The organism is Actinoallomurus purpureus (genome assembly GCF_024055795.1).
GTDB lineage: Bacteria > Actinomycetota > Actinomycetes > Streptosporangiales > Streptosporangiaceae > Actinoallomurus > Actinoallomurus purpureus.
Genome location: NZ_JAMXMY010000003.1, coordinates 235,453 through 248,506 on the forward strand (window position 1 = coordinate 235,453; position 13,054 = coordinate 248,506).

The following is a 13,054-nucleotide window of genomic DNA, read 5'->3' on the forward strand; positions in this document are numbered from 1 at the left end:
AAAAGTGGCAAGCATCCCCCACGACCGAAATGCCGGAGGGGAGATTGATGTTCCTCGGCGCGCCTGATTTGCCCCCGGCCCGCCCATCCTCGATGATTGACCGAATGTCCCCCGAGCCTCACGCGCCCCATCAGGCGCTTCCGGAGAGTGCCGCCGGGCGATGACCACCACGCTACAGCCGGCACGCACGGCCGACGCCCCACGCACCCGACGGGTCACCCACCGGCGGTGGCTCTTCCATCCGGTCGTGGTCACGGCGGTGGTCGCGGCCGTCCTGCACCTGCTCTGGGCACGGTACGCCGCGACCGACGGCGGAGACCTCGCCGCGCAGTACGCCTGGACGCGGTTCGCGCTGCGCCACCCCGGCTCCGCCTACGACTTCGCGTGGTACGGCGGCATGCACCCGGCGTCCTACAGCGTCCTCTCGCCGTACCTCATGGCGCTGATCGGCGTGCGTACGACCGCGGTGATCGCCGGGACCGTCTCGGCCGCCCTGGTCGCCCTGCTGCTCGTCCGCTCGGGCGTCTCCCGCCCGCTGGCACCCGCGCTGTGGGCGGCGTTCTCCCTGTCGTGCAACGCCGTGTCCGGCCGCGTGACGTTCGCGCTCGGCGTGCTGTTCGGGCTGGCCGCCGTGACCGTGGTGTTCGTGACCCGGGGCCCGCGGACGCTGCGCGCCGCCGCCGTGATCGGCCTCGGGCTGCTGGCCACGCTCGCCAGCCCGGTCGCCGGGCTGTTCCTGGAGGTCGTCGCCGCGGCGCTGTTCCTCAACCGGCGCCGCCCGGCCGCCTACGCGGTGGCCGCCGGCCCGCCGGTCGTCGTGGCGGGATCCGCGCTGCTGTTCCCCTTCGGGGGAGTCCAGCCGTTCCCCTGGTATCTCGTGGTGGCCCCGGTGGTCGCGTCGGCGGCGCTGGTCGCGTTCGCGCCCCGCGACTGGCGGGCCGTGCGCCTGTGCGCGGTCGTGTACGCCATCGGCACCCTTCTCACCTGGGTGATCCCGTCCCAGGTGGGCAGCAACGTCGACCGGATGGCGCTGCTGTTCGGCGGAACCGTGCTGCTCGCCGCGGCCCTGCACCGGCGCATGGCCGTCCTGTACGTCGCGTTCGCGGCCACCGTGATCTCCCAGGTGGCCCGGCCGGTCTTCGACCTCGTCAACACGGCCGCGAACGTCGGGCACACGGCGAGCCTGGTCAGCGAGCTGCGGCGCGTACGCGCCGACCAGGGCCGCGTGGAGGTCGTACCGGAGCGCACTCACCTGGAGGCGTCCGAGCTGGCCTCGGAGGTGAACCTGGCCCGCGGCTGGAACCGCCAGGCCGACGTGCAGCGCAACGCCGTCTTCTACGACGGCACGCTGAGCCCGGACACCTACCACGCCTGGCTGCGCCGCTGGGCCGTGGGCTTTGTCGTCCTGCCCGCCGCCCAGCCCGACTGGCAGGCCATCGACGAGGCGCACATCGTCCGGGCGGGCCAGCCCTGGCTGCGGCCGGTGTGGCACAACCGCCACTGGCGGCTGTACCGCGTCACCGACGCCGTCCCGCTCGCCGACCCGCCGGCGACCGTGGACCGCGCGCTGGACAACGAGCTGGACGTCACCCTCACGGCCGGGGGATCGGTGCTGATCCGGGTCCCCTGGTCGCCCTGGCTCAAGGTCCTGAACGGCCGGCCCGGCTGCATCGCGAAGGCGGGTGACTGGACGCGCCTGTACGCCTCCGAACCCGGCCACTACCGCATCGGCGCGCCGTACCGCCTCCCGCGCGGCTCCTCCTGCCACGGCTGATCCTGCCGATCGGCGGGTGGCCGGACGCACCTGGACGACCACGCGACCGGAACAGGCCCCTCCCCGGCGCGCGCGTCGGCGCGGGCCGTACCATCATGAGGCCGAAAGGGGATGTGGAATGCCGGAGACGTGGGTGTTTGTCGGTCTGGACAACGGCGGGACCAGCAACAACGCGACACTGCTGGACGCCGCGGGGAACTTCCTCGTCGACCGTCTCGTGGAGACGCCCAGCCGGGTGCTCGAAGGGCCGGAGGTCGCCGTCGAGGCCCTCGCCACGGCCCTGACCGGAATCCTCGAGGTGACCGGAACCGACCCGGCGCGGGTGCGCGCGGTCGGCCTGGACACCCCCGGTCCGGCGAGCGCGAGCGGCGTGATCTCGAGTAGGGGCGCGACCAACTTCCCCCAGCCCGAGTGGTGGGGCTTCGACATCCGCAGCGCACTCGAGGAGCGTCTGCGGCTCCCCGTCGTCTACAACAACGACGGCAACGCGGCGGCCCTCTACGCGCACCACTCCCACTTCGGCGCCGACGCGTCCCGGCACTCGTCGGTCTCCGCGATCGTGGGCACCGGTCTGGGCGGCGGCGTGATCGAGGCGGGCAAGGTCGTCAAGGGCGCCGCCGGGATGGCCGGTGAGCTCGGGCACGTGCACATTCCGATGGAGGGCCTGCTGGAGGACGCCCAGCCGGTGCCCGCCTGCAACTGCAGCTTCACCGCCGACGCCGAGAGCGTCGCCTCGCTCACTGGGATCGCCAACAACCTGCTGCCGTACTGGCTGACCCGGTTCGAGGGGCACCCGCTGGCCGACGAGGCGCCGGCCAGGGCGGCGAAGCTCGTGCGCGGGTACGGCGAGAAGGAAGACCCGCTGGCTCTCAAGATCTTCGAGCAGCAGGCGATCGCGCTCGGTCGGCTGTTCACGATCGCGGCCAACTTCACCGACCCGAGCGCGTATTTCGTCGGCGGCGGAGTGGTCGAGACCGGTCCGAAATTCCGGGAGTGGTTCCTGGACAAGGTCCGCGAGCACACGGTGCTGCGGGAGGAACAGGTCCGCGTCGCGGAGTTCTCCCTGGTCCGCGACCTCGACATGGCGGGGGCCCGCGGCGCCGCCATCGCCGCCCGCGACGCCCTGCCGTCGTAACGGCGACATCTCCGCTCCCGCGGCGACGGGCGTTCACCGCTCACGGGGCCGCCCGCGTCGCCCCATCGCCGTGACGCGGGTACCCGCCGCGCGGGAGCGGTAGGCGGCCGAGACGCCGCTGTGCGGGCCGGTCAGGCCGCGTTCGCGGGCGTGCGCCGCCCGAACAGGCCGTCGACGCTGATGCGGCCGGCGCCCACCGCCGCGAGGGCCAGGGTGACCGCGGCGAGGGTGAGGACGAGTTCGTAGCCGCCCTTGTCGACGAACAGGCCCTTGTCGACGTGCACCGTGAGGAACGCGCCGACCATGTCGAGGAAGAGCAGCGCTCCGGCGATGGGCGTGAGCAGCCCGAGGATCAGGAGGATCCCTCCGCCCAGTTCGACGAACGTGGCGTAGTAGGCCGAGAGCGTCGGAGCGGGGACGCCCATGGCCTTGAACGCGTGCCCGGTCGCGGTCAGGCCGTTGGTGTGCAGCTTCTGCCAGCCGTGGGCGATGAAGACGACGCCGATCGCGACACGGGCGACGAGCAGGGCCACATCGACCGTCGGCGACGGGATTCGGCGGGACATGAGCTGACTCCTCCTGGTTTGCCGGGTTCTTGAACGTTCAAGGAACCTAGCAGCTACTTGAAAGCTCAACAACCCGATAGACTGTCCCGCGATGAACGACACGCGATGGCTGAACCCCGAGGAGGAGCACACCTGGCGCGCGTATCTGCACGCGCACCGGTTGCTGCTCGACGCGATCGACGCGCAGCTCCGCCGCGATTCGGGCATGCCGCACGCGTACTACGAGATCCTCGTGCGCCTCTCGGAGACTCCCGGCCGTGTCCTGCGGATGTCCGTGCTCGCCGAGGGGACCCGTGTCTCCGCGAGCCGGCTGTCCCACGCGATCGCGCGGCTGGAAGAGCGGGGCTGGGTGCGCCGGGAGGACTGCCCAACCGACAAACGGGGACAGCTCGCAGTCCTCACCGACGAGGGGTTCGCCGCCCTGGCCGCCGCCGCACCGGGACACGTCGAGGCCGTCCGGGGGGCGCTGTTCGACGCACTCGACCCCGAGCAGGTCCGGTGGCTCGGCGCCGTCAGCCAGACCCTCGCGGACCACCTCGGCGCGACCGGCGGCCGGGTCGGCCCGCAGGAACCAAACGGCACGGCCGGGGCACCCGTCAGGGAATCCTGAGCCAGAGCCCGGGGCGGGCGTTCCGGCGGCCGGATCGGCCTCCCAGGGCGTCCTGAGGGGGATGCGCATCCGGGCGGCCGTACCGGCGCGTCAGGGCGTCTTGAGCCGTAGGGCCAGCGCGGGGCACATCTCGATCGCCTGATTGGCCTGCCGGAGCAGTCGCTGCGGCACCGTCTTGCTCTCGACGACGGGGAAGCCGAATTCGTCGAGGCTCACGAGGTCGGGGACGAGGTGCCCGCACAGGCCGTGCCCGGCGCACCGCGCCCAGTCCACCGTCAGGCGCAGCCCGGTGTCCTCCGTCTCCTCCGCGGCCGCCTCCTCGCCGTCGATCGGCAGCAGCCCGCGTACCGGGCGGCCGCAGGTCCCGTCGGCCAGGTGGGTGGCGACGTCTTCCTTGAACACCTCGAGCGCCGACGCGATGAAGCGCGACGTGCCGTCCGGGTGGTGGCACGCACCGCGCCCCTTGACGACCTGCATGCCCTGCCGTACGGCCGACACCGCATCGGACCCCGCGTCGCCCTCCGCCAGCGCGCGCAGCGACCGGGCGAGGGCCGGCAACCCCAGGCGGCAGGGGCCGCACTGCCCGGCGGACTCCATGCCCATGTAGGCGGCGACCCGGGCGGCCTCGCCGAGCGGGCAGACGTCCGCGGCGAGCGGCAGGATGATGCCGGCCCCCAGACTCGCGCCGGCGCGCGCGATGTCCTCCCGCGAGACCCGTGCCCGGTTCGCGGCGACGGGCGTGAGCCACGCGCCGTGGTATCCGCCCATCAGGACGCCCTGACCGACGTCGGCCCGGCACAGGTCGAGCACCTGGAACAGCGGGGTGCCGGCCGGGGCCTCGACCACGACGGGCCGTCCGCTGGGCCCCCAGACGGAGAGCAGGACGGTTCCCGGTTCCTCGGCGGTTCCGATCGCCGCGTACAGGTCCGCGCCGAGCTGGGACAGCAGCGCCAGCTGGGCGAACGTCTCGGCGTTGGACAGCAGGGTGGGCAGCCCGTCCACGCCGCGTTCCGCAGCGCGCACCTTGCGGCCCGGGGGCAGCGCGGGGGCGCCGTTGACGCCGTTGACGAGCGCGCCGCCCTCGCCGGTGACGAAACGCTCCGGCAGCCGGACGACGCGGATGAACCCGCCGAGGTTGCCCTCCACGACGGCGCTGCGGATCGACCGGCCGGCCCGGCCCCCGTCGGTCACGCCGATGACCACCTCGCGGGCGCCCAGCGCCAGGGCGGCGAGCATGGCCCCGTCGAGGATGAGGTGCGGCGCGCGGGCCATCAGCAGCTTGTCCTTGGCGCTGGCGGGCTCGCCCTCGGTCGCGTTGACCAGGACGACGGTCTGGGCGTCCTGGCGGCGGGCCGCCGAGACCACCGCCTTGACCTTGCGGGCGAAGGGAAAGGCCGCGCCGCCCCGGCCGCGCAGGTCGACCTTCTCCGCCAGCGCGATCAGCTCGCGCAGGCTGCGCCGCTCGAACTCTCCGTGGATCTCGCGATGGGCCGTCTGGTCGATCCGCTGGTGGCGGTGCAGTCCGCGGCCGAGGCGCGGCGGCCCCACGTACCGGTAGTCCATCATCTCCGGTCACCGCGCCAGGGCCCGGTCTCGGCGCGCAACGCCGCCCAGAACTCCTCGTCCGGCAGCTCGCCGGTGTCCCGGCGCGGGGCGCCGACCCGGTCGCGGGGCTCGGTGGGAGCGCGGCGCGGCGCGGTCCCGGTGCCCGTGACGCGCCCGTCGCCCCTGGCCTTGCGCGTGCGGAGCATGCGCCGGTCACGGGCCAGGCGCGGCAGCCGGCCCGTCGCCGCGATCAGTACCAGGGCGGCGCAGACGATGTAGCTCCAGGTGACCCAGGCCTTCGGTGGACGGCCCGCCGTCAGGCCGTGGATGATCGCCACGGGCCACATCACGTACGCCAGAGCGTGCACCGTTCGCCACAGCCACGGGCGGGGGCCGACGACGAACCGGCCGCGCAGCATCCCGGTGGCCACCACGACGACGAGCAGGTCGCCGGCGATGGTGCCCAGGCCGATCAGGAAGGCCCGCTGCCCGTGGCCGGTGAAGGGCAGGAACGCGTCCAGGACGCTCGCGTGCGCCTCCATGACCTTCAGGACGATGTGCGTGACCAGGAAGCCTACGGCCATCACGGCGGTCGAGCGGTGGGCTCCCTGGGCGAGGATGCGCAACCCGATCGGCAGGATCCGCTGGGCGGCGATCACGCCGGCGACGACCGCCGCGGTCGCCGCCAGGAGGGCGAAGACGCCGACGTAGAACTCCAGGAACACCCGGAGCCGCTCGACCAGGGCCACTCCCTGCGGGGTACGGCCGGCGACCAGCACTGCGGCGAGGAGCACCAGCGTCAGCAGCACCGTCCGGGCGCGCCCGGGTCTTCGGGAGGGGCGGCGCCGTGCCCGGCGACGCCGCGCCCCGGGCTCCCGGGCGGCGTGCCGGGAAGCGGCGACCTGGTCAGACACGGGCATCAGGGCTCCCACCGGGCAGGAGGAGGTCGGGGACGCGCGTGCTCGGTGGGCCGGACTTCGGCGTGCCGCTGGGGGAGGGGCTCCCGGACGCCGGAGGGGTGGGCATCACGCCGAAGTTGAGCACCGGATTGCCCGCGTCGACCCGGACGCCGGCGCGCTCGGCGAACGTCGCCGCCGCCGTCTCGCGCAGCGTCCAGCCGCCGATCTGCAGGCGGTCGAGCCGCGTGGGGCCGTTCGCGTCGCCGACCGCGAACCCGACCATCCGCTGCGGCGCCGCACCGCCACCGCAGGGCTGCTCGGTGCCCGTACGGCCGAGGTAGTCGCCTCGTTTCACGAGGCTGCCGTCCCGTACCGCCGTCACGTCGGTCATCTGGTAGTACTCGGTGGCCAGGCCGTTCGGGTGGATCAGGAGCACGAGCCCGTGGCCGGGGGCGGAGGAGCACAGCCGGTAGATCCGGCCGTCGCCTGCGGCGAGGACCCGCCCGTCGCCGCCGTCGAAGCCCGCGACGCCCTTGTCCGTGGCGAGCAGGGACCAGGACTGCCCGATGCCCCACGGCAGCATGAGGCCGGTGTCCACCGGCGTGTCGGGCGCGTCGCTGAACTTCGCCAGCACCGGCCGTTCGGCGTCCGGAACGACCGAGGCCGGCGCCTTCCCCAGGAGCGTCGTGAACTGCGGCGTCCCGGCCAGGCCCACCTGCCAGCCGGTCCCGGTCAGCTGCGCGAGGTACAGGGAGGACTCCGGCATCGCCGTCATCCCACGCGGCGGAGGAATCGTCTCGGTGCCGAACGCCCAGGTGCGCCGGTGGTCCATCCTGCTCAGCCGCACGATGGGCGCGGACAGCGTGCCGACGCCGTAGTCCCGCCGGGCCACGGGGCTGCGCTCGGCGAGGACGACCTTCTCCACCTTCTGGCTCAGCTGGGCGGCGGGGCTCATCGGTGCCCGGGACGGGGAGGCGTGGCTCGGGACCGGACGGCGCGAACGCGTGTGCGTGGCGTGCACGGGGCGCCGTTCGGCGACCGGGTGCCTCGCGGCCGGCGGCGTGGCGCCCTGCTCGACGATGGCGGCCAGGGCCAGGCCCACCGCGATGACGACGACTCCGCCCAGTGCGGAGATCTTCTCACCCAGTGACGCCGTGAGCCGCTGACGCCGTAGACGATCGAGCCCTTGCCTTCGATGGGTCCTCGGCATCGACCTACCTCTCCAGAGGACGACCGGATGTGATCGAAACCGGATTGCGAGAGGAGTGTAGGGCTTTGTGACCTTTTAGAGCGCAGAAAACGTGAAAAACAGTCACGGATAAGGTGCTCTTCGCGGAGCGGAATGGGATCGTCACGCCGCGCGGCCGATTCAGCCCTGTTCCGGGTATCCGGCCATTTCGCGAAGGGAAAGAACGAACCGCCCGGGGCGCGACCCGGCCGACAGATGATCTTGAGAGTGGTCTTTTCCTCTTGGGCGCGCGCCACCGAGCGGTTCAATTGTCCGGATCCGGTCTGCTTCCGGGCAGTAGGAAATACGTCGCGGAGCGTGTCAGCCTTGCGCGGCCACGGTCAGACCGGCGAGGTTCCAGCCGGTGATGCCGACCACCGGGGCCGCGCCCCGCAGGTCCGCGACGCGGTAGCGCGCGGTCAGCGTCTGGCTCTGCCCCGGCCAGAGGGTGATGTCGTTGTCGCTCCAGCGGAGCGGCAGGACCTGGTCGTCGCCTCCCAGCGCACGGCCGTCGCGCGTCCCCCGGCGCACGTCGGCGCGGGTGAACACCGCGGGCACCGGCTTGGCGCCCACGTTGCGGACGGTCACCGTCGTGATCGCCTCCGCACCGCTCCGGCGGGTCGACGCGGACACCTGGACGTTCGCGGCGGGCAGGCTCCGCAGCCCCGTCAGGTCGGCGTAGCCGCCGGGCTTGAACACCGCTCCGCTGCCCTCGCCGATCGTCTTGGACCAGTCGATGTCATCCGCCTTCGTCGACAGCCAGTAGACGTTACGGCTCACCGTCACGCCCGGACGCGTCAGCGTCAGCTCCAGGAAGTACGTCCGGGAGATGCCGGCCGGCACCTTCGGCGTCAGCACGGTCCGTACGTCCTGGCTCGCGAGCGTGGGAACGGCCCGCCGGACGGTCGCCCGTACCGCGCCGTTCAGGTCGATGAACCGCGCGGTGGCGGTCAGGCCGGTCTGGCTGGTGGTGGTGAGGTTCGCGGCCTTGACCGAGCCGTCGGCGTAGTCGTACATCACGTGCACGGGCTCGCCGGCCTTCTTGGCGCCGAAGTACACGCCGGGCTGGTCGAAGTCGTAGTTGTACAGATTCCAGTGCAGCGACGGCCAGGCCTTGTTCGCCATCCAGTAGATGACACCGGTGCTGGGATTGGCGGGGTCCTTCGAATGCCCGAGGTACGCCTCGAACTGCGCACGCGTGACCTCGTACCCGCCCATCTGGGCGATCTTCTGGTAGGACGCCATGTCCGACCAGTTCCCGTAGCGGTTCCACAACGGAGTGTTGTACTGCCCCATTCGGGCGGTCTTCGTGTAGTCGTTGTACTTCGGATACACGTGGTAGATGTCCGGGCCGGAACCCGGGCCGCCCGCCGTGCTCGGATCCCATATCTTCCGCTGGTCCGCCGGTGTCAGGAACCGGTCGAGGGAGTCCTGGGTCGGCACGGTGTTGCCGGCGCTGGTCTCGGTGTCGTACGCCCACGCGCTGCCCGCGTTGGTGTAGGTGGCGTCGCTCCCCACGGTCTCCGGCCCGTTCGCCCACCAGTAGCCCGGCGGGACGTAGTTGTACGGGCCCTCCTTCGAACCGGACGGGCCGAGTTTCGGCGACGACTTGTACTCCGCGGAGGACACCTGCGGCGTCGGCCAGTCCGCCGCTGTGAACGCCGCCAGGTAGATCGCCTCCTTGGCCGCGTCGGGCGCCTCGTCGCTGCCCTGGTAGAAGGTGAGGACGCTCGGGTGGTCGCGCAGCCACTCGGCGACGTGCCTCGCCTGGTTCGCGGCGTTGGCCTTGAGCGCCTCCGGCCACTTGGAGGACGGGTGCTCCCACCGGTCGCAGCACTGCCAACCCGGCATGACGAGCACGCCCTCCCGGTCCATCTGGGCGAACATGTCGTCGGGCGGCAGGTTCCCCTCGAACCGCAGGGTGTTCAGCCCGAGGTTCTTGATGTACGACAGCTGGTCGTGGATGTTCTGCGGGGAGTAGCGCATGAACATGTCCGGCGACCAGCCGCCGCCGCGGATCACCAGCGGGACGCCGTTGACGACGACCCGCCGCGAGCCGTGCGAGGCGTGGGTGCCCGAGGCGACCGGAGTCAGGGACGAGGTGACGGTGCGGATGCCGAAGTCCTCGTCGGTGCGGTCAGAGACCCGTCCGGCCACGCCGGCGCTCGCGGCGAGGTGGTAGAGCGGCTGCGCGCCGAGCTGGTACGGCCACCAGACGGCGGGGTGTGCCAGGTGGAGCGCCCGGTGGTCCGCCGGCGTCAGCGTCACCGTCCGGGTCGACCTGGCGGGTACGGTGACGTCCGCCGCGACGGCGACGCGCGTGCCGCCGCGGGTGATCGTCGTGTCCAGGCGTGCCTTCTGTTCCGCGTCGGTGTCGTTGCGCAGGGCGGCCTTTACCGTGAGGTCGGAGCTGCCGAGGTCCGCGGCGTTGTGCTGGAGGACGTGCACGTCGCGCAGCGAGACCGGGCCGGCCTGGGCGAGGCGCGGCGCGAAGCGCAGGCCAGTGTTGCGGTCCGGCGCGGGCGGGTTCCAGTCCAGCTGACTGTCGGTCAGGTACGTCTTCGGGTCGTTCTTGGCGATGTCGAGGGCGATCGCGTTCTCGCCGTCCCGGACGTACGGCGTGATGTCGTACTCCAGGCGCGAGTAGGCGCCCTGGAGCTGCGACCGGTCGGCGACCTTCGTGCCGTTGACCCACAGGTCCGCGGTGCCGAGGACACCGTTCATGATCAGGAAGGTGCGACCGTCACGGCGCGGGTGGACGGTCAGCTGCTCGCGGTACCACCAGTTCACGCTGAACTGGTCGGCGGGGACCTTCGCCAGGTTGTCGGAGTAGAAGACGTTCGGGTACCGCCCATTCTCGAGCAGCCCGGCCATCACCGTCTCCGGACTGCTGATCGGCAGCCAGCCGGTCGTCGCGTAGTCGGGCCGGGAGATCGTCGCGCCGGAGCCGCCCGCGACGGCCGAGGACTGGATCTTCCAGCCGGAGTTCAGCTCGGCGGCGGAGGAGGGCGCGGCCGAGGTCGCGCCGGGTACCGGCGTGGCGGCGATCGGCGCCACACCGGCACCGGTCCGGTCCGTCGGGGCGGCTCCGTCGAGGGCCGGGCGGGCGGCCGCCGAGGACGGCGTGGCCACGGCGAGCACGGCGCATGCCGCCAGGACGATCGGGTGCGACCTCAGCCTGGACACGGCGCCTCCTGGAGATCTTGGAATCGCATCCGGTAAGTCCCCTGCGCGAGGTAATCGTTAACCACATTAACAATGGCCGGAAACGGACAGCGGCCGATGTGCGGATTCCGCTTCGAGCGGTGCGGGCGCGGCTGAGCGCACCTGCCGGGCGGTGCCCGCCCCGGCGCTCACCCTCGCCGTACGGCGGCGGTGCGAGCCGGGCCCGGAGCGCCGGCCGCGTTCCTGTCAGCGTACCCGCCGGGTGCCGCCGTGCACCGGGAGCGGTCGCGCGACCCCGCCTGGCCGGGGGCGGTGCGGCCCACCGCCCGGGCGGACGCGCACGCCGTCGGCTACCTCGGGTGGACCTGGAACACCTGGGGCTGCGGCAGCGGCCCGTCGCTGATCAGCTCCTATGACGGCGCCGCCACCGCGTACGGTGCCGGTCTCCGGGACCACCTGCGGTCCACTTCGTGAGAGACCCGCGCGGGCCGGCGATCGGTCAGGAGGGCCGGCCCGCGCGCCCGGGGTGTTCGGGCGGCCGGGGTGGTCGAGACCTCAGGCGGTGAGCGTGGCGGCGACGGTCTCGGAGATCGGGGTGGTCGGACGGCCGATGAGCGCCTTCAGGTCGCCCGGCGTCTCGGCCAGGGCGCCCGCCGCGATGCCACGGTCGATGTCGACGAGCAACTCGGCGACCGCGTGGGGCAGGCCGGCTCCGACCAGGGCCGCGCGGTGCTCCTCGGTGGAGAGGTTCCGGTAGGCGACCTCCTTGCCGGAGGCCCGGGAGATCTCGGCGGCGAGATCGTCGAGGGTCCACGCGACGTCGCCGGCCAGTTCGTACACCCGGTTCTCATGGCCCGTCCCGGTGAGCACGGCCACCGCCGCGGCGGCGTAGTCCGCGCGCGTGGCACTGGCGATCCGCCCCTCGCCGGCGCTGCCGATGACGGCTCCGGTCTCGGCGGCCTGAGTGATCGCCGGAAGGTAGACCTCGTTGTACCAGTTGTTGCGCAGGAGCGTGTAGGTCAGCCCCGTCTCGCGGATGATCTCCTCGGTCGCCTTGTGCTCGGCCGCCAGGCCGAGGACGGACGTGTCCGCGTGGGGCGCGCTGGTGTAGACGATGTGCGGGATGCCGGCCCCCTGGGCGGCCTGGACCGCGGCGGCGTGCTGCGGAACGCGCCGGCCGACGTCGCTGCCGGAGATGAGGAGGAGCCTGGTGCCTCCCTCGAACGCCGCGCGCAGGGTCTCGGGGCGGTCGTAGTCGGCCTCCCGGACGTGCACACCGCGCGCGGCCAGGTCGGCGGCCTTCTCCGGGCTGCGCACGGCGGCCACCACTTGGTCCGCGGGCACCTTCTCGAGCAGCCCGTCGATCACCAGGCGGCCGAGATGACCGGTGGAGCCGGTAACGATGATCATAAGAATCTCCCGTCGATGGTCCTCGGATGCTGGGCGCCGAGGTGAGCACACGTAATGACGGTATAACTAACTTTTCGACAGTGCAATCTGAAGGGAAGTACCAATGGTTCACTCAGTGCGGTCGAGAAGTATGCTGGGCGCCATGGGCAGCCGCGCGACTGACACAACGCCGACGCCGGCCGGCGAGGGTGGACCGGGCTCCGGCGACGACTACGTCGACGTGGTCTTCGACGTGTTCGCCGGTCGGTGCACCTCCCGGGAGGCGCTCGGGCATATCACCGGGCGCTGGGGGATCCTCGCGCTCGGTGCGCTGAGTGAGGGCACCTACCGGTTCAACGCGCTGCGCCGCCGGGTGGACGGAGTGAGCGAGAAGATGCTCGCCCAGACCCTTCAGGCGCTGGAGCGCGACGGCTTCGTGCTGAGGAAGGCCGAGCCCACCATCCCGCCGCGGGTCGAGTACAGCCTCACCCCGCTCGGACGCCAGGCGGCCGAACGCCTCCTGGGCGTCATCGAGTGGCTCGAGAGCGCCATGCCCGAGGTCATGGCCGCTCAGGCGCGGCACGACCGGGCGAAGTCCGGCCTGTGAGAGATTCGTCGCGCCCGTTCCGTGGGGATTTCGGTTATCGCGACGCCTGATCCGCGTCTCCGGTACAGAGCGAACTGGTCCGCGACCACTGGCGCCGGGGCCGAGCCGCGCCGGTGGGCGGCTTGGTGAACGCCCC

General features: G+C 72.3%; 11 protein-coding genes. 5 read left to right on the forward strand and 6 right to left on the reverse strand.

From position 1 onward, the window contains the following. The first annotated feature begins 160 nt into the window (after window positions 1-160). The gene (locus NE236_RS08900; protein ID WP_252841377.1) at window positions 161-1,774 is read left to right on the forward strand and encodes a DUF8823 domain-containing protein; all 1,614 of its coding nucleotides are present in this window, start codon (window positions 161-163) and stop codon (window positions 1,772-1,774) included. A gap of 118 nt (window positions 1,775-1,892) precedes the next feature. After that, window positions 1,893-2,909, forward strand: coding sequence for an ROK family protein (locus NE236_RS08905; RefSeq protein ID WP_252841378.1), 1,017 nt, complete (start codon window positions 1,893-1,895; stop codon window positions 2,907-2,909). Between the two features lie 131 nt (window positions 2,910-3,040). Here the strand turns inward: NE236_RS08905 and NE236_RS08910 are convergent, their stop codons facing one another. Next, window positions 3,041-3,475 carry a DoxX family protein gene (locus tag NE236_RS08910; protein WP_252841379.1) on the reverse strand — a complete coding sequence of 145 codons (435 nt, stop codon included), beginning with the start codon at window positions 3,473-3,475 and terminating at the stop codon, window positions 3,041-3,043. A gap of 91 nt (window positions 3,476-3,566) precedes the next feature. On the opposite strand from NE236_RS08910, the gene NE236_RS08915 reads away from it, so the two are divergent. Further along, a complete protein-coding gene (locus NE236_RS08915) occupies window positions 3,567-4,085 on the forward strand; it encodes a MarR family winged helix-turn-helix transcriptional regulator (RefSeq protein ID WP_252841380.1) in 519 nt (172 codons plus the stop codon). A 90-nt stretch (window positions 4,086-4,175) separates the two neighbouring features. Here the strand turns inward: NE236_RS08915 and NE236_RS08920 are convergent, their stop codons facing one another. The 4 genes from NE236_RS08920 to NE236_RS08935 all read right to left on the reverse strand — a co-directional run bounded on the left by NE236_RS08920 (window position 4,176) and on the right by NE236_RS08935 (window position 10,943). Next, window positions 4,176-5,651, reverse strand: a complete 1,476-nt coding sequence (locus NE236_RS08920) for an NADH-quinone oxidoreductase subunit NuoF family protein (protein WP_252841381.1) — start codon at window positions 5,649-5,651, stop codon at window positions 4,176-4,178. Further along, a complete protein-coding gene (locus NE236_RS08925; protein WP_252841382.1) occupies window positions 5,648-6,550 on the reverse strand; it encodes a hypothetical protein in 903 nt (300 codons plus the stop codon). The genes NE236_RS08920 and NE236_RS08925 overlap by 4 nt, the downstream gene beginning before the upstream one ends. Further along, window positions 6,537-7,739 carry a M23 family metallopeptidase gene (locus NE236_RS08930; protein ID WP_252841383.1) on the reverse strand — a complete coding sequence of 401 codons (1,203 nt, stop codon included), beginning with the start codon at window positions 7,737-7,739 and terminating at the stop codon, window positions 6,537-6,539. The genes NE236_RS08925 and NE236_RS08930 overlap by 14 nt, the downstream gene beginning before the upstream one ends. Window positions 7,740-8,078: 339 nt before the next feature. Continuing rightward, window positions 8,079-10,943 (reverse strand): glycoside hydrolase family 2 protein, encoded by a 2,865-nt coding sequence (locus NE236_RS08935; protein ID WP_252841384.1) that lies wholly within the window; start codon window positions 10,941-10,943, stop codon window positions 8,079-8,081. Between the two features lie 249 nt (window positions 10,944-11,192). Between NE236_RS08935 and NE236_RS08940 the strand changes: the two genes are divergently transcribed. Then, complete coding sequence (locus tag NE236_RS08940; RefSeq protein WP_252841385.1) at window positions 11,193-11,396, forward strand: hypothetical protein; 204 nt, start codon at window positions 11,193-11,195, stop codon at window positions 11,394-11,396. An 81-nt stretch (window positions 11,397-11,477) separates the two neighbouring features. Here the strand turns inward: NE236_RS08940 and NE236_RS08945 are convergent, their stop codons facing one another. Then, on the reverse strand, window positions 11,478-12,332 hold the full coding sequence (locus NE236_RS08945) for an SDR family oxidoreductase (RefSeq protein WP_252841386.1): 855 nt from the start codon (window positions 12,330-12,332) through the stop codon (window positions 11,478-11,480). A gap of 142 nt (window positions 12,333-12,474) precedes the next feature. Between NE236_RS08945 and NE236_RS08950 the strand changes: the two genes are divergently transcribed. After that, entirely contained in the window at window positions 12,475-12,918 is a 444-nt protein-coding gene (locus NE236_RS08950) for a winged helix-turn-helix transcriptional regulator (RefSeq protein WP_252841387.1), read from the forward strand. Window positions 12,919-13,054: the final 136 nt, after the last annotated feature.

Coding starts and splice junctions, on each gene's coding strand:
- NE236_RS08910 (WP_252841379.1), bottom strand. CDS start 3,475: ATGTCCCGCCGAATCCCGTCGCCGACGGTCGATGTGGCCCTGCTCGTC.
- NE236_RS08905 (WP_252841378.1), top strand. CDS start 1,893: ATGCCGGAGACGTGGGTGTTTGTCGGTCTGGACAACGGCGGGACCAGC.
- NE236_RS08945 (WP_252841386.1), bottom strand. CDS start 12,332: ATGATCATCGTTACCGGCTCCACCGGTCATCTCGGCCGCCTGGTGATC.
- NE236_RS08900 (WP_252841377.1), top strand. CDS start 161: ATGACCACCACGCTACAGCCGGCACGCACGGCCGACGCCCCACGCACC.
- NE236_RS08950 (WP_252841387.1), top strand. CDS start 12,475: ATGGGCAGCCGCGCGACTGACACAACGCCGACGCCGGCCGGCGAGGGT.
- NE236_RS08920 (WP_252841381.1), bottom strand. CDS start 5,651: ATGATGGACTACCGGTACGTGGGGCCGCCGCGCCTCGGCCGCGGACTG.
- NE236_RS08915 (WP_252841380.1), top strand. CDS start 3,567: ATGAACGACACGCGATGGCTGAACCCCGAGGAGGAGCACACCTGGCGC.
- NE236_RS08930 (WP_252841383.1), bottom strand. CDS start 7,739: ATGCCGAGGACCCATCGAAGGCAAGGGCTCGATCGTCTACGGCGTCAG.
- NE236_RS08925 (WP_252841382.1), bottom strand. CDS start 6,550: ATGCCCGTGTCTGACCAGGTCGCCGCTTCCCGGCACGCCGCCCGGGAG.